Annotated in this window: 19 protein-coding genes; 10 read left to right on the forward strand and 9 right to left on the reverse strand. The window is 67.6% G+C overall.

Annotated features, from left to right (window positions below; translation table 11 throughout):
* Positions 1-9: 9 nt before the first annotated feature.
* The 3 genes from ACFPN9_RS03235 to ACFPN9_RS03245 all read right to left on the reverse strand — a co-directional run bounded on the left by ACFPN9_RS03235 (position 10) and on the right by ACFPN9_RS03245 (position 5,062).
* The gene (locus ACFPN9_RS03235; protein WP_066716803.1) at positions 10-1,455 is read right to left on the reverse strand and encodes a dihydrolipoyl dehydrogenase family protein; all 1,446 of its coding nucleotides are present in this window, start codon (positions 1,453-1,455) and stop codon (positions 10-12) included.
* A 187-nt stretch (positions 1,456-1,642) separates the two neighbouring features.
* Entirely contained in the window at positions 1,643-3,967 is a 2,325-nt protein-coding gene (locus ACFPN9_RS03240; protein ID WP_066716801.1) for a putative bifunctional diguanylate cyclase/phosphodiesterase, read from the reverse strand.
* 135 nt (positions 3,968-4,102) lie between these two features.
* The gene (locus tag ACFPN9_RS03245; protein ID WP_066716799.1) at positions 4,103-5,062 is read right to left on the reverse strand and encodes an enoyl-CoA hydratase-related protein; all 960 of its coding nucleotides are present in this window, start codon (positions 5,060-5,062) and stop codon (positions 4,103-4,105) included.
* 293 nt (positions 5,063-5,355) lie between these two features.
* Here ACFPN9_RS03245 and ACFPN9_RS03250 point away from each other — a divergent pair, with 293 nt between their 5' ends.
* From ACFPN9_RS03250 to ACFPN9_RS03285, 8 genes are all read left to right on the forward strand, one after another.
* Positions 5,356-5,523, forward strand: a complete 168-nt coding sequence (locus tag ACFPN9_RS03250) for a hypothetical protein (protein WP_377815332.1) — start codon at positions 5,356-5,358, stop codon at positions 5,521-5,523.
* A 52-nt stretch (positions 5,524-5,575) separates the two neighbouring features.
* Entirely contained in the window at positions 5,576-6,865 is a 1,290-nt protein-coding gene (gene murA / locus ACFPN9_RS03255) for a UDP-N-acetylglucosamine 1-carboxyvinyltransferase (RefSeq protein WP_066716797.1), read from the forward strand.
* 32 nt (positions 6,866-6,897) lie between these two features.
* On the forward strand, positions 6,898-7,344 hold the full coding sequence (locus tag ACFPN9_RS03260; RefSeq protein ID WP_066716795.1) for a DUF2948 family protein: 447 nt from the start codon (positions 6,898-6,900) through the stop codon (positions 7,342-7,344).
* A gap of 58 nt (positions 7,345-7,402) precedes the next feature.
* Complete coding sequence (gene hisD / locus ACFPN9_RS03265) at positions 7,403-8,695, forward strand: histidinol dehydrogenase (RefSeq protein ID WP_066716793.1); 1,293 nt, start codon at positions 7,403-7,405, stop codon at positions 8,693-8,695.
* A 48-nt stretch (positions 8,696-8,743) separates the two neighbouring features.
* A complete protein-coding gene (locus ACFPN9_RS03270) occupies positions 8,744-9,232 on the forward strand; it encodes a UPF0262 family protein (protein WP_066716852.1) in 489 nt (162 codons plus the stop codon).
* 45 nt (positions 9,233-9,277) lie between these two features.
* Positions 9,278-9,682, forward strand: a complete 405-nt coding sequence (locus tag ACFPN9_RS03275; protein WP_066716791.1) for an arsenate reductase/protein-tyrosine-phosphatase family protein — start codon at positions 9,278-9,280, stop codon at positions 9,680-9,682.
* Positions 9,683-9,848: 166 nt separating this feature from the next.
* Positions 9,849-10,172: a hypothetical protein gene (locus ACFPN9_RS03280; protein WP_066716788.1), complete on the forward strand. Its 324-nt coding sequence runs from the start codon at positions 9,849-9,851 to the stop codon at positions 10,170-10,172.
* The gene (locus ACFPN9_RS03285) at positions 10,169-11,629 is read left to right on the forward strand and encodes a methyl-accepting chemotaxis protein (protein WP_066716786.1); all 1,461 of its coding nucleotides are present in this window, start codon (positions 10,169-10,171) and stop codon (positions 11,627-11,629) included. Before ACFPN9_RS03280 ends, ACFPN9_RS03285 begins: the two co-directional genes overlap by 4 nt.
* A gap of 2 nt (positions 11,630-11,631) precedes the next feature.
* On the opposite strand, the gene ACFPN9_RS03290 is transcribed toward ACFPN9_RS03285, so the two are convergent.
* The 6 genes from ACFPN9_RS03290 to ACFPN9_RS03315 all read right to left on the reverse strand — a co-directional run bounded on the left by ACFPN9_RS03290 (position 11,632) and on the right by ACFPN9_RS03315 (position 19,355).
* Positions 11,632-12,849, reverse strand: a complete 1,218-nt coding sequence (locus ACFPN9_RS03290; protein WP_066716783.1) for a phosphopentomutase — start codon at positions 12,847-12,849, stop codon at positions 11,632-11,634.
* Between the two features lie 2 nt (positions 12,850-12,851).
* Positions 12,852-14,480: an ABC transporter ATP-binding protein gene (locus ACFPN9_RS03295; protein ID WP_066716781.1), complete on the reverse strand. Its 1,629-nt coding sequence runs from the start codon at positions 14,478-14,480 to the stop codon at positions 12,852-12,854.
* A complete protein-coding gene (locus tag ACFPN9_RS03300; protein ID WP_066716778.1) occupies positions 14,477-15,649 on the reverse strand; it encodes an ABC transporter permease in 1,173 nt (390 codons plus the stop codon). Before ACFPN9_RS03300 ends, ACFPN9_RS03295 begins: the two co-directional genes overlap by 4 nt.
* 1 nt (position 15,650) lies before the next feature.
* Positions 15,651-16,748 carry a microcin C ABC transporter permease YejB gene (locus tag ACFPN9_RS03305; RefSeq protein ID WP_066716777.1) on the reverse strand — a complete coding sequence of 366 codons (1,098 nt, stop codon included), beginning with the start codon at positions 16,746-16,748 and terminating at the stop codon, positions 15,651-15,653.
* A 6-nt stretch (positions 16,749-16,754) separates the two neighbouring features.
* Positions 16,755-18,623 carry an extracellular solute-binding protein gene (locus ACFPN9_RS03310; protein ID WP_377815341.1) on the reverse strand — a complete coding sequence of 623 codons (1,869 nt, stop codon included), beginning with the start codon at positions 18,621-18,623 and terminating at the stop codon, positions 16,755-16,757.
* A 192-nt stretch (positions 18,624-18,815) separates the two neighbouring features.
* Positions 18,816-19,355: a c-type cytochrome gene (locus ACFPN9_RS03315; RefSeq protein ID WP_066716771.1), complete on the reverse strand. Its 540-nt coding sequence runs from the start codon at positions 19,353-19,355 to the stop codon at positions 18,816-18,818.
* A 201-nt stretch (positions 19,356-19,556) separates the two neighbouring features.
* On the opposite strand from ACFPN9_RS03315, the gene ACFPN9_RS03320 reads away from it, so the two are divergent.
* Together ACFPN9_RS03320 and ACFPN9_RS03325 are read left to right on the forward strand one after the other, a co-directional pair.
* On the forward strand, positions 19,557-20,294 hold the full coding sequence (locus tag ACFPN9_RS03320) for a 3-deoxy-manno-octulosonate cytidylyltransferase (RefSeq protein ID WP_066716769.1): 738 nt from the start codon (positions 19,557-19,559) through the stop codon (positions 20,292-20,294).
* Positions 20,295-20,312: 18 nt separating this feature from the next.
* Positions 20,313-21,167 (forward strand): prephenate dehydratase, encoded by an 855-nt coding sequence (locus ACFPN9_RS03325; protein WP_066716766.1) that lies wholly within the window; start codon positions 20,313-20,315, stop codon positions 21,165-21,167.
* Positions 21,168-21,217: the final 50 nt, after the last annotated feature.

Raw genomic sequence — 21,217 nt, forward strand, 5'->3', positions numbered from 1 at the left:
CCGTCGATCCTAGCCGAGCCGACGCAGCCAGCCGATGAGGCGCCGCAGCCCCGGCCTGGTCGCGAGCGGGGTCAGGAAGGATGTCGCTGCGCGCTTCGACACCTCGGCCAGTGAAGGTTGCGGCACCGGCAGCGCGGCCATGTCCTGCACGCTCCGCCCCGCCGCCAGCGCCACGCTCCAGCTCGCGATCAATTCGCCGGCCTGCGGCCCGACGATCGTAGCGCCCAGCAGCCTGCCTTTGGTGTCGGTCAGGATCTTCACGAACCCTTCCGTCTGTCGGCCGGCCTGGGCGGCGTCGCTCTCCGCATAGGGCCAGCGTAGGACGCGCACCTCGCCCCGCCGCTGCGCCTCCGCCTCGCTCAGCCCGACATGACCGATCACCGGCTGGGTGAGGGTGACGCGCGGGATCGCGTCCGGATCGAAGCGCCCGCGCTGCCGGAACAGCGCATTGCGCAGCACCAGCCGCGCCTGCTCTTCTGCGCCCCCCGCGCCGCCCGTGGCGCCGGCAGCGCAATCGCCGATCGCATAGACCCGACGGTTGGTGCAGCGCAGGCCGGCATCGACCCGGATGCCTTCGGCGCTGGCGGCGACGCCTGCCAACTCGAGATCCAGCCCCGCGATGTCCGGGACGCGTCGACCGGCGACCAGGATGTGATCGGCCTCGACGACCGCCTCCGATCCCTCGCCCTCGCCCGTCAGCACGAGGCGCAGGCCCTTCTTGAAGGTCTCCGCCCGCAGGATCGTCCTCTTCTCGTGCAGCGAGACGCCCTCCCGCAGCAAGGTCCGCCGCAGGATCGCCACGGCCTCGGGATCCTCGTCCGGCAGCAGCCCCGCAGGCTCGACCAGCGCGACGCGGCTGCCCAGCCTCGCCAGAGCCTGCGCAAGGGCTGCGGCCGAGGGCGCGCCACCGAGCACAATGAGACTCTCCGGCCGGCGGGTCAGGCTGGCCAGGCTCTCTTCGGTCAAATGCGGCAGGTCGGCGAGCCCAGGAATGTCGGGCAGGGCGCTTCGCGCACCCGTCGCGACCACGAAGCGACGGGCCTTGATCGTCTGCTCGCCTACGACGACTGTGCTGCGGCTGACGAACCGCGCCTCGCCGGAAACCACGGTGGCTCCCAGTGCCGTCAGCCGCTCGGCCGAGACGTTCGGCCGGCGCGCCGCGATGACCCGCTGGACATGGTCGTGCAGAGCCGGGTCTCGGATCTCGGGTTCGCCGACGACGAGGCCGAAGCGCCCGGCCTCGCGGATGGCCTGGGCCCGGGCGCCTGCACTGGCGAGAGCCGCGATGGCGCTGCTGCCGGTCTCCCCGCCCATCCGGTCGCGTTCGACCAGCACCACGGGCACGCCGAAGGCGGCGGCGGCGGTGGCCACCGCAAGTCCGGCCGTGCCGGCGCCGATGACGCAGAGGTCCGGCGCCAGCAGCGCCGGCGGAGCAGCGGCGGCCGTCTCGCTCAAGCGCCGGCCCGCCAGTCGAGGGGCGCAAGCGAGCCGTCGTCGGGTCGGATCATGCTGTCTCCCGCAATCCGGAACGAATCCACCTCTCGCTGATGGGGTGTCGTCGGAGCGGAATCAAGACCACATCGGCGGTTACACGCCGTTTCGCGCCACTTCCGCGCCGAAAGGCCGCGCGCTGGGCGGTGGCTCAGGCGACGTGGCGTTTGGCCTCGGCAAGACTGGCGACCGGCGCCGGCTTGCCGAAGAAATACCCCTGGGCCCGCTGGGCGCCGAGCAGTTGCACGGCGATGCGCTGCTGCTCCGTTTCCACGCCTTCGACGACGACGTTCATGGAAAGCCGCCGCGCCAACTGGCACACCGCCTCGATGATCGCTTTCGAGGCCTCGCTCGACTGCACCGTCTTGGTGAAGCTCTGGTCGATCTTCACCTGTGCGAAGGGGTAGGTCGAGAGGTAGCCGAGCGAGGAGTAGCCCGTTCCGAAATCGTCCAGCGCGAAGGTCACGCCCAGCATCCGCAGCTCGTCGATGACCCCGAGCGTCGTCTTGTTGTCCTCGATCAGCAGCGACTCCGTGACCTCGAGCGTCAGGCGCTGCGAGTTCAGATTGGAGGCGATCAGCGCGTTCTTGACCGTCTCGACGATCCTTCGCGGCTCGCGAAACTGCAGCGGCGAGATGTTGACGGAGACGCCGACATGCTTCTCCCAGGAGGCGGCGTCCTTGCAGGCCTGCCGGATCGCCCAGTCACCGATGGTCGCGATCAGGCCCGATTGCTCGGCCACCGGAATGAACTGCCCCGCCGGCACCATGCCGCGGACGGGATGGCGCCAGCGCATCAGTGCCTCGCGCGAGACCACCTCGCCCGTGCGCAGGTCGATGATCGGCTGGTAGTAGAGCTCGAGCGAGCCGTCCTCGCAGGCCTTGCGCAGATCGACCTCGAGCTCGTGACGCTCAGTCATCTCCTCGGCCATCGTCGGGTCGAAGAACATCAGCGTGTTGCGGCCGGCGGCCTTGGCCTTGTAGAGCGCCGTATCGGCATGGCGCAGCAGATCCGCGGGCGAGGCGCCGTCGGCGGGCGCCATCGCGATGCCGATGCTGGCGGTGACGTAGACGGTCTTGTTGTCGAGCCTGAACGCCTTGGCCATCGCGTCGATCATGCGCTGCGCGATCGCGGTGACCACCAGATGGTTGGCGGCGGGCAGGATCAGCAGGAACTCGTCGCCGCCGAAGCGGGCCAGGACATCGCTTCCCCGGATCGCGCCGCGCAGGCGCTCCGCCGTCTCGACGAGCACGCGGTCGCCGACATCGTGACCAAGGCTGTCATTGACCTGCTTGAAGCCGTCGAGATCGACATAGAGCAGCGCGAACGGCTCGCCCGTGCGGTCGAGCCGCGCGAAGGCCTCCGCGATGTTGGCATTGTACTCGAAGCGGTTGGCGAGCCCGGTCAATTCGTCGAAACGCGCCATCTGCTCGATCCGCGCCTCGGTCGCCTTGCGCTCGGTCGCATCCTCCGTCGACATCAGGACGCCGCCCTCGGCCGCCGGCGCGAAGGTGACCACCAGAACCCGCCCCGCGCGCGTCTGGATTTCGCGGCTGGTCGTCATCTGCGTCGCCTGGACCTCGGCCAGCGCTTCCTTGAGGTCACGCAGCTGCCCCGCGGCGACGACCTGTCGTTCGACGAGGAACCGGGCGATCGCGGTGATCGGCGTGCCTGGCAGGGCGAGCGTCTCCGGCAGGCCGTAGAGCGCGAGATGGGGGGCGTTGCTGACGGCGAGCTTGAGATCGCGGTCGAACATCGCCAGCCCGTGGATCATGGTGTTGAGCGCGGCATCCAGCGTCAGGTTCTGCGAATGCAGCGCGGAGGCCAGCGCCTTCGACTGCTTCGTCGCATCGCTGAGCGCGAGGAGATTGCGATGCAGCGAATTGGTGATGGCGATGTTCGCCGCCACATACAGAAAGGCGAAGTAGCCGATATACTGATAATAAGGATTGTGGGCCTGGATGAGGCCGAATGCCATCGGCACGCAGAAGGTCAGAAGCTGTACGGCGACGAATTTGGGCCGACCGGCATTGCGCGAGACATAGCCGGAGGCGATCGCGATCGTCGATGCGACCGAGGTGATATGGGCGGCCGGATCGTCGGTCTGCGCCAGCGCCGCATAGCAGCTGTAGCCGAGCACGGCGCTGAAGGCGGTGGCGCCGAGGAAGTAATCGCGGTCCCAGCGCCGCGTCTCGTCATAGCCGTCGCGCGAATGGTCGGTGCGCCGATAGGAGACGAAGGTCGCCAGCCGCAGCAGCACGATCAGCGCCACCAGGATCGTGAGCGCTTCGAAGACGACGAGACCGGTCGAAATCCAGCACAGGAGCGGGGTCAGGATGCCGGCGACGCCGCCGGGAATGATCGAGGCGGGTGATGAGAACAGGGAGGCGACCAGCAGCGCGTAGCTGGGCTGATCGAAGTCCTCGCCGGGACGACGCAGTCTGGCGTTCCACCAATCCTTCAGCGCGCCCGCCATCTCTTCTCGTCCCGCCGGTCGCTGATGCGCCTCGTTTGCGACGCCCGCACATGTCTCCCGCTTTAAAGTTTTAGACGCTCAGAGGTAAATGTTTGGTGTTCCGGCGGCGCCGCATTGAGCGCGACGCTGCGACGGTCAGAAACTGAGCTGCAGATCCTGGCCCACGACTGGGCGCTGATACATGCGCGCGAGCATGCGATCCTGGGTCTGTGCGATGCGCTGCAGCTTCGAGATCGCGCTCGGGCTCAGCCGCAGCATGCAGTCGGTCCAGATTTGGCTGAGCTGGGCGAGTTCTTCCTGCAGGTCGCCGGCGCGGCGGTTGAAGGCCGAAAACAGCGCCGTCTTGGCTGCATGCATGGGCAGGGAATCATGCGCATACTTGCGGATCCAGGCCTCGCCCGTGCCGGTTGGGACGACGGCTTCGAGTCCGCCCGCCTCCATGAACGCCTGCGCGCTCATCTCCTCGCCCGACATGAGCATCCGTTCCGCCGCCCGCGCCCCCATCCGGCGCGAAAGGATCGCGACGGCGGTAATCGGGAAGTGGTTGAACTTGATCTCGGGATAAACGAACGACGCCTGCTCTTCCGCGATCATCACATTGCAGGAGCGCGGGGCGTCGATGCCGCCGCCGATCGCCTTGGCGTGGATCGTCGAGAGCGTCACCACAAGCCCGTTCAGACCGCTCGCATTCATCACGGCACCGGCGGCCGAGAGCCGGGCATACTCGGCCAGGGCCGCACGGTCGTTCTTCGCCAGGCAGTCCAGATAGAAATCGAGATCACCGCCGAGCGTGAAGAACGGGCCGGTGCCGCGGAAGGCCAGGAAGCGCACCGGCGCGCGGTGATACTGGTCCGGCGCGCCCCACAGAGCCATGATCGCGCTCTGGATTTTCACCAGGCTGTCGAGCAGCTGCAGCGTGAAGACCGGCTTCAGCTCGGGCCGGATCGTGACCCAGAGCGTCTTGATCTCGGGCTCATAGGAAAGCTGCGTCTCGGGAAGGAAACCCGCCCGGTGACGGATCGCGTCGATGACCTCGCAGCTATCGAGCACCGCTGCGGGAGTGGCATTCACGACCGAAGCAACCGACTGGAACATGCTGCTGATCCCGTACCGCTAGCAAGGAGCGCGATGCCGCCAAGCTACGCGAAGTTAACAAACTGTAAATGAAAACCCGAACAGATGGTTAATCTTGTTAACCAATATTACCTAACGTCAGGTGTTTGCTTGCGGATCTGTATCGAATTGGCACGGAGACGGGCCGATGTCTTGCCGCAGGCAAGCGGCATGCCGGCGCTCGGCCACGCTTGTCGAAAAGCGGCGATGCGGCTAACGATGCGCCGCGATTTCGCCGCGTTGCCAGCGTTGAAACCGGTTGCCGAGTCGTTGCCGTGAACCGCCAGACATCCGCAGAAGACGAGAAACGGGCGCGCCTCGCCGCCGCCCTCCGGGAGAACCTGAAGCGCCGCAAGGCTCAGGCCCGGGCCCGTCGTGTGGAGGGGGCGGCCGTGGAGGCGGACGAAGCGCCGCAAGCCCAGGCCGACCCAGACCGGTCCTGACACCGACTTCCTCGCGCCCGGCCATTCGCCCGGGCCTCAGCAGGACCTGACGATGGACAAGATCCGCATCACCGGCGGCCAGCGCCTTGACGGCGCCATCCCGATCTCCGGCGCCAAAAACGCCGCCCTGCCGCTGATGATCGCGAGCCTGCTCACCGACGAGACGCTGACGCTCGCCAATGTGCCGCGCCTCTCCGATGTCAGCGCGCTCTCGCGCATCCTCTCCAATCATGGCGTCGATCGTTCGATCGCAGGCAAGCGCATCGGTCAGTCGGCCGAGACGGGCCAGACCATCGCGCTGACCGCAAGGCAGATCGTCGACACCTGCGCGCCCTACGAACTTGTCTCGACGATGCGGGCGAGCTTCTGGGTCATCGCGCCGATCCTGGCCCGCATGGGTGAGGCAAAGGTGTCCCTGCCCGGCGGCTGCGCCATCGGCACCCGCCCGGTCGATCTGCTGCTGATGGCGCTGGAGCGGCTGGGTGCCGAGATCGAGATCGAGAACGGCTACGCCATCGCGCGCGCGCCGCGCGGCCTGCGGGGCGCCGAGATCGTCTTCCCGAAGGTCACGGTCGGCGGAACCCACACCGCGCTGATGGCCGCGGTCCTCGCTCAGGGAACGACCGTGATCGAGAACGCTGCTCGCGAGCCGGAGATTGCGGATCTCGCCGCCTGCCTGTCCAAGATGGGGGCGAAGATCGAGGGTGCCGGCACGAGCCGGATCGTGGTGACGGGCGTGGCGCGACTGGGCGGTGCCCATCACGCGGTGCTGCCCGATCGGATCGAGGCCGGGACCTACGCCATGGCGGTCGCGATGACGGGCGGCGATGTGGTGCTCGAAGGCGCCCGACCCGAACTGCTCCAGTCGGCGCTGGACGTGCTGGTTCAGGCGGGGGTCGACATCTCCACGACGAATGAGGGCATCCGCGTCCGCCGTAACGGCCGGCCGCTCGAGGCGGTCGACATCGCGACCGATCCTTTCCCCGGCTTCCCGACGGACCTCCAGGCCCAGTTCATGGCGCTTATGACCAAGGCGAAGGGCACCTCGCGCATCCGCGAGACGATTTTCGAAAACCGCTTCATGCATGTGCAGGAGCTAGCGCGCCTCGGCGCGAAGATCCGCCTGGAGGGCGATGCCGCCCATGTCGAGGGCGTGGCGAAGCTGACGGGCGCCCCCGTGATGGCCACCGATCTGCGCGCCTCCGTCTCGCTCGTGATCGCCGGCCTCGCCGCCGAGGGCGAGACCACCATCAACCGTGTCTATCACCTGGACCGTGGTTTCGAGGCGCTGGAAGCGAAGTTGACCCGGTGCGGCGCCAAGGTCGAGCGCCTGAGCGGTTGACGCGCGCGGGCGGCACCGCCAGAACACAGGCCATGTCGGACGATGCCGCAGACCCCCTGAAGCTCATCGCGCTCGATGCCGATGACCTCGCCGTGATGTCGGCCCATCTGCAGGATGCTGTCCTGAAGGTGGCGGACATCGTCTGGCTGCCGGCCGAGAAGCGTTTCGCACTCGCCGCCCGTCGCTTCGACTGGGAGGGGGCTCCGCGCGGCCAATACCGGCGCCGGCTCACCGCGCTTCATTTCGATCGCGTCCTGGCCGTGCGCAGCACCGGCATCGACAAGCAGATCCCCGACCGTGTGCTGAGCCTGCTGGCGATCGCCTTCACCGGCAGCGACGGGCCGGAGGGCGATGTGACGCTGCATTTTTCGGACGGCGCCGCGATCCGCCTCGCCGTCGAATGCGTCGAGGCGCAGATGAAGGATCTCGGCCCTGTCTGGGAAGCCCTGGCCAAGCCGGAACATCCCGACGGTCCCTGAGCCGAAACTCTCTCCCGCCTGCGAACCACCCAGCCGACCAGCACCTCCGGGGACAGCGATGCCGATCAGGCTCGACGACAGCACCGCCGATTTCGAAAGCGCGTTCCGGGACCTGCTGTCGGCCAAACGCGAGGTCTCCGAGGAGGTCGATCGCGTGGTGGCGGACATCATCGCGGCGGTCAGGGAGCGCGGTGATGCCGCGGTCATCGACTACACGCGGCGCTTCGACGAACTCGGGCTGACGGAAGCGACATTGCGCGTGCCGGCGGCCGAGATCGACGCCGCCGTCGCGGCCTGCTCGCCGGCGCAGATCCAGGCTCTCGAAACCGCGCGCGACCGCATCGAGGCTTATCACGCCCGCCAGAAACCGCAGGATGCCTGGTTCACCGATGCGGCGGGCGTCGAGAGTGGCTGGCGCTGGAGCGCCGTCGAGGCGGTGGGCCTCTATGTGCCCGGCGGTACGGCGAGCTACCCCTCATCCGTGCTGATGAACGCCGTGCCGGCCAAGGTAGCGGGCGTCGATCGGGTGGTGATGGTGGCGCCGACGCCGCGGGGCGAGACGAACCCGCTTGTGCTGGCCGCGGCGCGGCTCGCCGGCGTCGACGAAATCTACCGCATCGGCGGGGCGCAGGCCGTCGCGGCGCTCGCCTATGGCACCGCCACGATCGCGCCGGTCTCGAAAATCGTCGGTCCCGGCAACGCCTATGTCGCCGCCGCCAAGCGCCGGGTTTTCGGCCAGGTCGGCATCGACATGATCGCTGGTCCCTCGGAGGTGTTGATCGTCGCCGACGCGACCGCCAATCCGGACTGGATTGCCGCCGATCTTCTGGCACAGGCGGAGCATGACGCGTCCGCCCAGTCGATCCTCATGACAGATGATGCGGCTTTGGCGGACCAGGTCGAACGGGCCGTCGAGGCACAGCTGCGCACGCTGCCGCGCGCGGCGATCGCTGGAAAAAGCTGGTCTGATTTCGGCGCGATCCTGCTCGTCGCCGATCTCGAGGCTTCCGTGCCGCTGATCGACCGGATGGCGCCGGAGCATCTCGAGATCATGACCGCGGAGCCGGAGCGCCTGTCCGGGCTGATCCGCAATGCCGGCGCGATCTTCCTCGGCGGCCATACGCCCGAGGCGGTCGGCGATTATGTCGGCGGGCCCAATCATGTGCTGCCGACGGCCCGCTCCGCCCGCTTCTCCTCGGGCCTCGGCGTGCTCGACTTCATGAAGCGGACATCGCTGCTGAAATGCGGCCCCGAGTCCCTGCGCGCGCTCGCGCCGGCTGCCGCCGCGCTGGCGGAGGCGGAGGGCTTGCACGCTCACGGGCGTTCCGTGACGATCAGGCTGAATCTCTGAGGTCACGCCTCGGAGCGGCAGACCGCCATGGCGGAACCGGAGGGACCGATGCCCCAGGCCGAGACACCCGCGAAGCAGTGCCTCGTCGGCGTGACGCTGGATCCCTCCTCGCTGGGCGGCGGCTCGGCCGATCAGGAGCATGAGCGGGCCGTCGCGATCTATGATCTGATCGAGCGCAACCGCTTCGTCCTGCCCGGCCATGAGGGCGGCCCCTATCTCGCCCATCTCGCCATGGTCGAGCGCCGGCTCGTCTTCGAAATCCGCGAGGCCGACGGCGCGCCGGTGATCACGCACCATCTCTCGCTCACGCCGTTCCGCCGCATCGTCAAGGACTATGCGATGGTCTGCGAAAGCTATTACGCCGCCATCCGCACCGCCACGCCCTCGCAGATCGAGGCCATCGACATGGGCCGGCGCGGCCTCCACGACGAGGCCGCCGGCATCCTCGTCGAGCGTCTCGCGGGCAAGGTCGAGATCGATTTCGATACGGCGAGGCGGCTCTTTACGCTGATCTACGCGTTGCACTGGAAGGGCTGAGGCTTGGAGCCGCCCGCATCGCGAAAGGTTCAGAGCGTGCTCTTCATGTGCGCGCACAACGCCGTTCGCTCGCCGATGGCGGAGGCGATGGCGAAGCACTTCTTCGGCAAGTCGGTCTATGTCCAGTCGGCCGGCGCGCGGCGGGGTGAGGTCGATGCCTTCGCGCTCGCGGCCCTCGACGAGATCGGCATCGACGCCCACAAGCACAAGCCGAAATCGATCGAGGAACTCGAGGAGTGGGAGGGGCTCAACTTCGACCTCATCGTCTCGCTATCGCCCGAGGCGCATCACCGCGCCCTCGATCTGACGCGCACCGTCGCCGCCGAGGTCGAGTACTGGCCGACCGTCGATCCGACGGCCGTCCAGGGCTCTCGCGACCAGATGATGGATGCCTATCGCGAGGTTCGGGACGGGCTGATGCGCCGCATCAAGGAGCGGCTCGCGCGCTGAGGCCGATCGGTACCTGTCGCGCCCCTCCAGCCCTGCCGCGTAAGCGATCTTTAACCTCGATCTGTGTGAATGACGGGGTCTGCCGGGGGGGCCTGCGGACGGTGGTCCAGCGTTCGGGTTCCTCATGCCTTCGACTGCAGTTTCGCGCCCCTCTCCGTCGCGCGCCTTGTCCGCACGCGACCGTCTCGTCCTCCTGCTCGTCGCGCTCGCCAGCCCGCTCGCGATCGCCGCCGCACTGCCTCAGGCGGGTGCCGATACGCGGGTGCCGGTCGCGATCCTCTTCTCGCCATGGACGTCGGCCGACGACGCGCTGGCGCTGACCCTCGCGGCCGGGCACCGGGTGCTGCGTTCGGGCCGGGCGTCCAACGTCGTCGTCGTCGCGCCTGCGGACGAAGGCATGGCGAACCGCCCTCGCGGCGCCCTCCTGCTGGTTGCGCTGACCGGTCTCGCCGGCTGCCTCGATGCTCCTGCCGACGATTGGCGCGCATGATGAACTGGACGCTCGATTCCGTCCGGAGCCGCGTCGCCTGCGTCCTGCTCGGGCTCGCTTTCCTGCATGTGCCGCTGCTGCTGCTGATCGAGCTGATGCTCGGTCGATCGGTGTGGCTGCCGACGGCGCTGGCGTTCGGCATGGCGGCGGCTGCCTGGCTTCTCTACGCAACACGCGGAGCCGCCATCGTCACCCAGCTCGCCCTTGCGATCGTGCTGATCGCCCAGGTTTCGCTGATGGTGGCGAGCCTCGCCGGGCACCCCTGGCAGCCCGACATGCACATGTACTATTTCGCCGTGCTGGCGCTGCTCGCGGGCTTCTGCGACTGGCGGCCGATCGTGCTGGGGGCGGCACTGACGGCCCTCCACCACCTCGCACTCCAATACATCCTTCCGGCGGCTGTGTTCTATCAGGGTGGCAGCCTCGGGCGGGTGCTGCTGCACGCGGTTATCGTTGTCATCGAGACCTCCTTCCTCACAATGGTCGCGGTCATGCTGGAGCGCATGTTCGTGCTGAACGAAAACAGCCTCGCCAAGGCGCAGGAGAATGCGGATCGCGAGCGACAGGTGGCGGAGCGGGAAAAGCAACTGGGCGAGGAGATCGCTCGGCGCTCCGACTTGCTGCGCGAGACGGTTGCCGTCTTCCGCGCGCGCATGGAGGAGGAGATGGCGGTTCTGGACGGCGCCGCCGGCGTGATGCAGGCCGAGGCCGTCGCGCTCACGACGACCTCCAACGAAGCCCGCGGCAAGACGGTCGTCGTATCGGACGCGACGTCGGAAACGCTGCTCAGCATCGACCACCTGTCCGCGGCGAGCGATCAGCTCGCCATGTCGATCGGCGAGATCGGCCGCAGCGTGGCCCACGCCGCCGACGGCACCGCGACGGCCGCGGAACTGGCCCGCAGGGCGAGCAGCGAGATCGAGGTGCTCGCCCGCAACAGCGAGAATGTCGGCGCGGTGGTGGAGCTGATCCGCAGCATTGCGGCGCAGACCAGCCTGCTCGCGCTGAACGCGACGATCGAGGCCGCGCGGGCCGGCGAGATGGGGCGTGGCTTCGCCGTTGTCGCGGGCGAGGTGAAGACGCTCTCGGCCCAGACCGCCAAGGCGACCGACGAGGTCTCGGCGCAGATCGGCGCCATGCAGGACGCCTCGCAGCGTTCGCTCAAGGCGATCCGCGACATCGTGACGGCCATCGGCGACGTCGAGCGCGTGGCAGAAGCGATCTCGGTGTCCGTTCAGCAGCAGGGCCAGGCGACCGGCGAGATCGCGCATCAGGTTCGGATGTCGTTCGAGGGCGCGCGGCGCAGCGCCGACATCGTCGAAAGCTTTGAGGCGATGACCGAAGGTGCCCATCACGCGGCGCGCCAGGTGCAGGGCTCGGCCGAGGCGGTCGCGACCCATACGCGCGAAATCCGCGCCGAAGTCGCCGCCTTCTGCGGGCGGGTGGCGGCGGCCTGAGCCTACCAGCCCCGGCCGGGGCCGACCTGGCCGAGGCCCAGCCAATGCCCGACGGTCGCGGCGATATCGGTGAAGCTCTCTCGCCGGCCTAGCGGCTCGGGCGCGATGCCGGGGCCGAAAGCAAGGATCGGCACATGTTCGCGCGTGTGGTCCGTCCCCGGCCAGGTCGGATCGTTGCCGTGATCGGCCGTGAGGATCGCGAGATCGCCGGGGCACAAAGCGGCTTCGAGCCGCGGAACCATCGCATCGAAGGCTTCGAGTGCCGCCGCATAGCCCGGCACGTCGCGGCGATGGCCGAACTCCGTGTCGAAATCGACGAGGTTCACGAAGCAGAACCCGCCATCCGGCAGATCCGACCAGGCGGTGAGCGCCGCCTCGAACATCGCCGCGTTGCCAAAGGGCTTGATCTCGGCCCCCGTGGCGCGATGCGCGAAGATGTCGCCGATCTTTCCCACCGTGACGACCGGCCGTCCCTGCGCGGCGAGCCGGTCGAGGATCGTCTCGCCCGGCGGCGGGATGGCGAAGTCCTTGCGATTGCCGGTGCGATTGAAGCCCGTCTCGCGGCCGCCGACGAAGGGGCGGGCGATGACGCGCCCGATCCGCAGGGGATCGACCAGGGCCCGAACCTGGCGGCACAGCGCATAGAGTCGCTCCAGGCCGAAATGCTCCTCATGCGCGGCGATTTGCAGCACGGAGTCGACGGAGGTGTAGCAGATGGGCTTGCCGGTCGCGATGTGCTCTTCGGCGAGCTCGTCGATGATCGCCGTGCCGGAGGCGTGCCGGTTACCGAGGATGCCGGGCAGGGCGCCTGCGTGGATGATGGCGGCGACGAGATCGGCGGGGAAGGAATTCTCCAGATCGGTGAAATAGCCCCAGGCAAAGGGCACGGGGCAGCCGGCGATCTCCCAATGCCCCGATGGAGTGTCCTTGCCCTGGCTACGCTCGACGCCGTAGCCGTAGCGACCCTGGGGGCTGGCCGGTTTCACGATCCCCGCCAGCGGGCTTCCCGTAGAGGCCTCGCAGGCGTGGGCGAGCCCGAGCCGCACGAGATTCGGCAGGGCCAGCGCGCCGCTACGCAGCCCGGCGCGGTCGCCCCGACCCTCCGCACAAGCCAGTGCGATGTGTCCGAGCGTATCGGCACCGGCATCGCCGTAGAGATGCGCATCCTCCGCCCCGCCGCAGCCGACGGAATCGAGCACGATCAGGATGGCGCGCGCCATGCTCAGTCCCTCACGGCGGCAGCGCCGGCGGGTTCGAGATTGAGTGCCGCGGCAAGCAGGGCCTGGGTGTAGGCCTCGCGGGGCCGGGAGAAGATCTCCTCGGCCGGACCCTCCTCGACGACCTTGCCGTTCTGCATCACCAGCACGCGATGGGCCATCGCGCGGACGACCTTGAGGTCGTGGCTGATGAAGAGATAGCCCAGCTTGCGCCTCGCCTGAAGTTCACGCAGCAGCGCGACGATCTGCACCTGAACCGACATGTCGAGTGCCGAGGTTGGCTCGTCCAGCACGACGAATTTCGGATCGAGCGCCATGGCCCGGGCGATCGCGATGCGCTGACGCTGACCGCCTGAGAACTCGTGCGGGTAGCGGTCCATCGCGGAGGGATCGAGCCCGACATCGCTCAGGGCCTGCGCCACCACCTCGCGCCGCTGCGCATAGCTCTGCTGCTTCGCCTGGACGGTCAGCCCCTCGGCGACAATCTCGGCCACCGACATGCGCGGCGACAGCGAGCCATAGGGATCCTGAAAGACAACCTGCAGGTCCTTCCGCTTCGGTCGGACCTGGGAAGCCGAAAGCCCATCGATCCGGTCGCCGAGGAAGAGGATCGGCCCCTCCGACGAGATCAGCCGCAGGATGGCGAGGCCGAGCGTCGTCTTGCCCGAACCTGATTCCCCGACGACGCCGAGCGTCTCGCCTTCGCGCACGCTCACCGAGATGCCGTCGACTGCCTTCACATGCCCGGTGGTCCGGCGGAGGAAGCCGCTCTTAATCGGGAACCAGACCTTGATCGGCCCGGCCTCGACCAGTGTGGCAGCATCGTCCGCGACAGGGTCGGGGCGCCCGGTCGGCTCGGCCGCGATCAGGCGTTGTGTGTAGGCGTGCTGCGGGTTGCCGAAGATCTCGGCCACTGGCCCCTGCTCGACGATCTGCCCCTTCAGCATCACGCAGACACGGTCGGCGATGCGGCGGACGATGCCGAGATCATGGGTGATGAACAGCATCGCCATGCCGAGCCGCGTCTGCAGGTCCTTGAGCAGCTTCAGGATCTGCGCCTGCACGGTGACGTCGAGCGCTGTGGTCGGCTCGTCGGCGATCAGGAGATGCGGCTCGTTGGCGAGCGCCATCGCGATCATCACGCGCTGGCGCTGGCCGCCGGAAAGCTGGTGCGGATAGGCGTCGAGCCGGCTCTTCGCGTCGCGGATGCCGACCAGTTCCAGCAGTTCCAGCGTACGCGCCCGCGCAGCCTCGCCTCGCAGACCCTTGTGAAGCTCGAGGATCTCGCCGATCTGCCGCTCGATCGTGTGCAGCGGGTTGAGCGAGGTCATCGGCTCCTGGAACACCATGGTGATGTCGTTCCCGCGGACCTTGCGCATCGCGTCCTCGTCGGCGGCGATGAGGTCCTGGCCGTCGAACATCACCTTTCCGAAGGGATGATGCGCCGCCGGATAGTTCAACAGCTTCAGGATCGACAGCGCCGAGACCGATTTGCCGGAGCCCGACTCGCCGACGATGGCGAGCGTCTCGCCCTTGGCGAGATCGAAGGACACCCGGTCGACCGCGAGCGTCTCGCGCCCGCCCTGACGGAAGGCGACGGAGAGATCCTGGACGGAGAGGAGGGGGGCGCTCATGCGAACGTCTTCCGCGGGTCGAACGCATCCCGCACCGCCTCGCCGATGAAGATCAGCAGCGAGAGCATCAGCGCGATGACGACGAAGCCGGAGAGACCGAGCCACGGCGCCTGCAGGTTGGATTTGCCCTGCGCCAGAAGTTCTCCGAGCGAGGGCGAGCCCGGCGGCAGGCCGAAGCCGAGGAAGTCGAGCGAGGTCAGGGTCGTGATCGAGCCGTTCAGGATGAAGGGCAGGAAGGTGAGGGTCGCGACCATCGCATTGGGCAGCAGATGCTTGACCATGATGGCGCGGTCGGAGAGCCCGAGCGCCCGTGCCGCGCGGACATACTCGAAATTGCGCGCCCTCAGGAACTCGGCCCGGACAACGCCGACCAGCGCGACCCAGGAGAACAGGAGCAGGATGCCGAGCAGCACGAAGAAGCTCGGCGTGATGATCGCGGCGACGATGATCAGCAGGTAGAGCGCCGGGATCGACGTCCAGATCTCGATCACGCGCTGGAAGATGAGATCGGTCCAGCCGCCGAAATAGCCCTGGATGGCGCCCGCGGCGATGCCGATCACCGAGGAGATCCCACACAGGATCAGCCCGAACAGGATGGAGATGCGGAAGCCGTAGATCAGCCGGGCGACGACGTCGCGGCCCTGGTCGTCGGTGCCGAGCCAGTTCCATTCGAGATCGCGGCAGCCCGTCCCGCCGGTCCGCTCGGCGATGCCCTTGCACTGCTCGTCCTTGAGCATCCAGGTCGGCGGCGCCGGGGCCGGCACCGGAAGGTCGAGATTATGCGTGCGATAGCTGTAGCGGATCGGTGGCCAGACCGAGAAGCCGTTGGCGTCGATCTCCTTGGCGATTACCGGATCCCGGTAATCCGTCGTGGCCAGGAACCCGCCGAACTTCTCCTCCGGGTAGTTTACCGCGACGGGGAACAGCCACTCGCCCTTGTAGCGCACGATGAGCGGCCGGTCGTTGGCCAGGAACTCGGCAAAGAGCGATAGCACGAACAGCGTCAGGAAGATCCAGAGCGACCACCAGCCGCGCCGGTTGGCCTTGAAGTTATTGAGCCGGCGCCGGTTGATCGGCGAGAGCTTGAGCCAGCCCTGGGCGGCTTCGGCCGGGGCCAGCGGCGTCTCCGCACGCAGGGCGGCCGGCGGGGCGATCAGCGTGTCGCTCATCTCACGTCTCCCGCGTCTCGAAATCGATGCGGGGATCGACCCAGGTGTAGGTCAGGTCGGTGATGAGATGCACGACGAGGCCGATCAGCGAGAAGATGTAGAGATTGGCGAAGACCACCGGGTAGTCGCGGTTGACGATCGCCTCGAAGGAGAGGAGCCCGAGCCCGTCGAGCGAGAAGATCGTCTCGATCAGGAGTGAGCCGGCGAAGAGCGCACCGACGAAGGCGCCGGGGAAACCGGCGATCACGATCAGCATCGCGTTGCGGAAGACATGGCCATAAAGCACGCCGCGCTCGGACAGCCCCTTCATCCGCGCCGTCAGGACGTATTGCTTGCGGATCTCGTCGAGGAACGAGTTCTTGGTCAACAGCGTGGAGGTCGCAAAGGCCCCGAGCGCCATCGCCGTCACCGGCAGGGCGATGTGCCAGAGATAATCCGCGATCTTTCCAAACAGGCTGAGCTGCGAGAAGTTGTCGGAGGTGAGTCCGCGCAGCGGGAAAATCTGCCAGAACGACCCGCCGGCGAAGAGCACGATCAGCAGGATCGCGAAGAGGAAGCCGGGGATGGCATAGCCGACGATGACGACGGCGCTCGTCCAGGTGTCGAAGCGCGAGCCGTCCTTCACCGCCTTGCGGATGCCCAGCGGGATGGAGATCGCATAGGACAGAAGCGTCATCCAGAGGCCCAGCGAGATCGAGACCGGCAGCTTCTCCTTGATCAACTGCAGCACAGGCGCGTCGCGGAAATAACTGCGGCCGAAATCGAAGCGCACATAGTCGCCGAGCATCTTCAGGAAGCGCTCATGCGCCGGCTTGTCGAAGCCGAACTGCTTCTCCAGCTCCTTGATGAAGGCGGGGTCGAGGCCCTGCGCCCCGCGATAGGCGGAGCCGGCGTCGCCCGCAGCCTGGGCTCCCGCATCCCCACCCGATCCACCGCCGACGCGATCCGCCGCCCCGCCGCTGTTGGGGTTCTGCAACTGCGAGATGACCCGTTCCACCGGCCCGCCGGGGGCGAACTGCACGATCACGAAGGAGATCAGCAGGATGCCGAACAGGGTCGGCACCATCAGGGCGATGCGGCGCGCGATGTAGCTCAGCATGCCGGCTCAGGCCTTCCCGATCCGCTTCGCCTTGCCGGCGTCGTACCACCAGATCGCCGGCGCGCCCGAGCCGTATTTCGGCTTGGTCTGTGGTCGCTCGAACATGTCCCAATAGGCCAGCCACTCCGTCGGGTTCCACCACATCGGAATCCAGTAGCGCCCGGCGCGCAGGATCCGGTCGAGGCATTTGGCCGCGATGATGACCTCGGCATAGCTGTCGGCCTGGCCGATCGCCTCGATCATCGCGTCGATGGCGGGGTGGCTGACGCCGCCGACATTGCGCGAGCCGCGGGTCCTGGCCGCCTCCGAGCCATAGACGATGCGCAAGGAATCGCTCGGGATCGCACTGCCGCCGAGCGCGCGGCTGATGATGTCGAAGTCGAACTCGTCGAGCCGGCGCTGATACTGGGCCGCGTCGACGATGCGCGACGTGGCGCTGATGCCGAGCCGCTTCAGATTGGCCTGGAAGGGCTGCGTATGGGGCTGCAGCGCCCCTTGCGAATCGAGGAACTCGATCTCGAAAGGCTGGCCGTTCGGCAGCTTCAGCACATTGCCGTCGCGCTTGCAGCCGGCCGCGCGGAACATCTCGTCGGCGCGGCGCAGCAGGGCGCGGTCGCTGCCGGAGCCGTCCGAGACCGGCGGCAGGAAGGGCTCACCGAAGACTTCTTCGGGCACCTTGCCGCGGAAGGGCTCGAGCAGCTTGAGCTCCGCCGGCGAGGGCAGGCCGGTCGCCTTCGAATCCGAGTTCTCGAAATAGGACGTCATCCGCGAGAAGGACGAGAACATGATGTTCCTATTCGTCCATTCGAAGTCGAAGCACAGACCAAGCGCCTCGCGGATACGGGGATCGGCGAATTTCTCGCGGCGCAGGTTGAAGATCCAGCCCTGGGAGCCGGTCGGGTCCGTCTTCGGCAGCGCCTCCTTCTTCACCTTGCCCTCGTGCAAAGCCGGGAAGTCGTAGCCGGTCGCCCAGATGCGGGAGGTGAACTCCTCCTGGAAGGTGATGATGCCGCTCTTGAAGGCCTCGAACGCCACCTGCCGGTCGCGGAAATACTCCCAGCGCACCCTGTCGAAATTGTTCACTCCGACATTCACCGGAAGATCGCGCCCCCAGTAGTCGGCCACGCGCTCGAACTCGATGAAGCGGCCCTGCTCGAAGCGTCCCACGCGATAGGGACCTGAGCCCAGCGGCGCCTCCAGCGTCGAGGCCTCGAAATTGCGGGTGGACCAGTATTTTTCCGAGAAGACCGGCAGGCCGGCAACGACCAGATGCAGGTCGCGGCTGCGCTTCGGCGTCAGTTGGGCGACGAAAATCTCGTCGCTCTCCGCCTGGGCTGAGGCCAGCTCGTTCAGCATCAGCCGGTAGGAAGGGTGCCCCTTGCTCTTCAGCAGGTTCATGCTGAAGGCGACATCGCGCGCCGTGACGCGGCTGCCGTCGTGGAAGCGCGCCTCCGGCCTCAGGCGGAACCGGTAGGTCAGCCGGTCGGCCGACACCGAAACGCTCTTCGCCAGCAGGCCGTAGAGCGTGCCCGGCTCGTCGCCGGAGCCGGCCATCAGGCTGTCGAAGCAGGCATCCATACCGGCGGCGCCGTCGCCCTGCAGCACGAAGGTGTTGAGCGTGTTGAAGGTGTCGAAGCTCTGGTTGCCGCTCGCTCGCTTGATCTGGACGGTTAGCGTGCCGCCCTTGGGCGCCTTCGGGTTCACATAGGGGAAATGCGGAAAATCGGCGGGCAGCCCGAGTTCGCCGAAGGTCGAGAGGCCGTGCGTTTCGGTGGCCTGCGCTGTGGCGCGCCCAACCAGGCCGGGCAGCGCCGTTCCGCCGGCGAGGAGCGCGGCCCCTTTCAGGACCCGGCGGCGCGTCATGCGGATCGTCATCGTGTCGCGTCTCCTCGTCGATGGCGGGGCATCCGAATCGCCCGCTGTCATCTGGCCCGCTCTGCCGGCAGGTGCAACATCGCACATCATCGTGGCGGCAACACCGTGACCGGGGCAAGCGTCGGGGCCGCAACAAAAAAGCCGGGCGCAGCGCCCGGCTTCAATGAAGTGTGATCGGAGGCCGGCTGCGGCTCAGGGCTTGGGCAGCGGCTTCGGCGCGTCGGCCAGCGAATTCAGATACGCCACCATGTCGGCGCGGGTGTCGGGGCGGCTCACGCCTGCGAAGGCCATGATGGTGCCAGGCATGTAGGCTTTCGGGTTCTTCAGGAACCCGTCAAGCTGATCGGCCTCCCACTTCTCGGCCGACTTGCCCTTCATCGCCGCCGAATAGGCAAAACCGTCGACGGCGCCCTTGTTGCGACCATAGACGTCGTAGAGATGCGGGCCGATCTTGTTGGCGCCGCCCTTCTCGAAGGTGTGGCAGGCCTTGCAAGCGCCGACGGCCTTCTCGCCGCGGGCGACGTCGGCCTTCGCGAGGCGAACCGCGATCGGCTCCTCGGCCGCGGCGGCCGGCCCAGCAGCGGCGGCCACAGGCTCGTCGCTCGGCAGGTCGTAGCCGGGAACGGCGGGCTTCTTCGGCGCGAACACGATGCCGGCCGTCATGTTGAGGCCCATCACCACGAGCAGCGTCGAGAGAACGGCACCGGCGATCTTGTTGGTTTCGATATCCATCGTATCCGAACCCTCGGCCGCCCGTGCGCCCGGCACGGGAAGCAAGACAGCGTCGTGCGGACCCGGAAGGGCCGACACCCGCGCGTTGCTTAACCGCTTTGCGCGCCTCATTGCAACTCGTATAAGCACGCTCCGCTTTGAGACCTTTTGACGCCTCGCGCGCCGCCTGTGCGCCGCCGCTACCGAGCCCTGCCAGCCATCATGTCGGACCCGCTGATCCTGATCCCTGCGCGCCTTCGAGCGACGCGCCTGCCCGGCAAGCCGCTGGCCGACATCCATGGCGAGCCGATGATCGTTCGCGTCTGGCGCCGCGCCGTCGCGGCCGGCATCGGCCCCGTCGCGGTCGCGACCGACTCGGACGACATCAAGGCCGCAGTCGAGGCCGCGGGCGGCGTCGCGGTGATGACCAGCGCCGAGCACCCCTCGGGCTCGGACCGCATCAAGGAGGCGGCCGACATCCTCGATCCCAACGGCCTCCACGACGTCATCGTCAACGTCCAGGGCGATTTCCCCACGCTGGATCCCATCGCGATCGCCGCCTCGATCACGCCGTTGGCGGATCCGGCGGTGCAGATCGCCACGCTCGTCGGGCTGATCACCGACGAGGAGGAAAAAACCGCCCCCAGCGTCGTCAAGATGATCGGCAGCCCCGTGGCACCGGGCCGCCTGCGGGCGCTCTATTTCACCCGCGCCACGGCACCCTATGGCGAGGGCCCGCTCTACCACCATGTCGGCATCTACGCCTATCGCCGCCGCGCGCTCGACCGATTCGTCAGCCTGCCGCAATCGACGCTCGAGAAACGCGAGAGCCTCGAGCAACTGCGCGCGCTCGAGGACGGCATGCGCATCGACGCCATGATCATCGACCACGTCCCCCGCGGCGTCGACACACCCCCCGACCTCGATCGCGCCCGCGCGGTCCTGAAGACCAGCGCCTGAAGTCCGAGAGCCGCATTCATGACCATCATCGTTTCCTACCAGGGCGAGCCCGGCGCCTTCTCCTCCCAGGCCGCCCTGCAGGTCTTTCCGGATTGCGAGCTTCTGCCCTGCGCCACCTTCGAGGATGCGCTCGCGGCGGTCTCCGACGGCACCGCGCGCTACGGCATGATCCCGATCGAGAACTCGATCGCCGGCCGCGTCGCCGACATTCATCACCTGCTGCCGCGCTCGGGGCTGCACATCATCGGCGAGCATTTCCTGCCGATCCGCTTCCATCTGATGGCGGTGAAGGGCGCGACCCTGGCGACGCTGACGCGGGTGCAGAGCCACATTCACGCGCTCGGCCAGTGCCGCAAGATCATCCGCAAGCTCGGTCTCAAGGCCGAGGTCGCGGCCGACACCGCAGGCTCCGCCCGGCAGGTGGCGGAGGCGGCGGACGTCACCCGGGCGGCAATCGCGCCGCGCATCGCGGCCGAAGTCTACGGCCTCGAGATCCTGATGGAGGACATCGAGGACGAGAAGCACAACACCACGCGCTTCGTCATCCTCTCGAAATATCCGGAGTTCACCCGCCAGGGCGCCGCGAAGACGGTGACGACACTGATCTTCCAGGTCCGCAACCTGCCGGCCGCGCTCTACAAGGCGATGGGCGGCTTTGCCACCAACGGCATCAACATGACCAAGCTCGAGAGCTACATGGTCGACGGCCAGTTCTCGGCGACGATGTTCTATGCCGATGTCGAGGGTCACCCGGAGGATCCCGCCCTGCGCCGCGCGCTCGACGAACTCGCCTTCTTCTCGAAGGAGGTGAAGATTCTCGGCGTCTACCCGGCGAGCCCCCTGCGCGAGAACTTCGCCGAGGCCGCGGAGTGAGGGCAGGGCGGTTGTCGTGGCCGAGGGCAGAGCAGTTCTCTGGACATGGC

Source organism: Allobosea massiliensis, assembly GCF_042655245.1.
In the GTDB taxonomy this organism is placed as follows: Bacteria; Pseudomonadota; Alphaproteobacteria; order Rhizobiales; family Beijerinckiaceae; genus Allobosea; species Allobosea massiliensis.

Bases quoted from the DNA above. Each gene is read 5' to 3' on its own strand.
- ACFPN9_RS03325 (WP_066716766.1), top strand. From the start codon at position 20,313: ATGACCATCATCGTTTCCTACCAGGGCGAGCCCGGCGCCTTCTCCTCC.
- ACFPN9_RS03260 (WP_066716795.1), top strand. From the start codon at position 6,898: ATGTCGGACGATGCCGCAGACCCCCTGAAGCTCATCGCGCTCGATGCC.
- ACFPN9_RS03310 (WP_377815341.1), bottom strand. From the start codon at position 18,623: ATGACGATCCGCATGACGCGCCGCCGGGTCCTGAAAGGGGCCGCGCTC.
- ACFPN9_RS03240 (WP_066716801.1), bottom strand. From the start codon at position 3,967: ATGGCGGGCGCGCTGAAGGATTGGTGGAACGCCAGACTGCGTCGTCCC.
- hisD (WP_066716793.1), top strand. From the start codon at position 7,403: ATGCCGATCAGGCTCGACGACAGCACCGCCGATTTCGAAAGCGCGTTC.
- ACFPN9_RS03315 (WP_066716771.1), bottom strand. From the start codon at position 19,355: ATGGATATCGAAACCAACAAGATCGCCGGTGCCGTTCTCTCGACGCTG.
- ACFPN9_RS03320 (WP_066716769.1), top strand. From the start codon at position 19,557: ATGTCGGACCCGCTGATCCTGATCCCTGCGCGCCTTCGAGCGACGCGC.
- ACFPN9_RS03275 (WP_066716791.1), top strand. From the start codon at position 9,278: ATGTGCGCGCACAACGCCGTTCGCTCGCCGATGGCGGAGGCGATGGCG.
- ACFPN9_RS03285 (WP_066716786.1), top strand. From the start codon at position 10,169: ATGATGAACTGGACGCTCGATTCCGTCCGGAGCCGCGTCGCCTGCGTC.
- murA (WP_066716797.1), top strand. From the start codon at position 5,576: ATGGACAAGATCCGCATCACCGGCGGCCAGCGCCTTGACGGCGCCATC.
- ACFPN9_RS03305 (WP_066716777.1), bottom strand. From the start codon at position 16,748: ATGCTGAGCTACATCGCGCGCCGCATCGCCCTGATGGTGCCGACCCTG.
- ACFPN9_RS03300 (WP_066716778.1), bottom strand. From the start codon at position 15,649: ATGAGCGACACGCTGATCGCCCCGCCGGCCGCCCTGCGTGCGGAGACG.
- ACFPN9_RS03295 (WP_066716781.1), bottom strand. From the start codon at position 14,480: ATGAGCGCCCCCCTCCTCTCCGTCCAGGATCTCTCCGTCGCCTTCCGT.
- ACFPN9_RS03245 (WP_066716799.1), bottom strand. From the start codon at position 5,062: ATGTTCCAGTCGGTTGCTTCGGTCGTGAATGCCACTCCCGCAGCGGTG.
- ACFPN9_RS03270 (WP_066716852.1), top strand. From the start codon at position 8,744: ATGCCCCAGGCCGAGACACCCGCGAAGCAGTGCCTCGTCGGCGTGACG.
- ACFPN9_RS03290 (WP_066716783.1), bottom strand. From the start codon at position 12,849: ATGGCGCGCGCCATCCTGATCGTGCTCGATTCCGTCGGCTGCGGCGGG.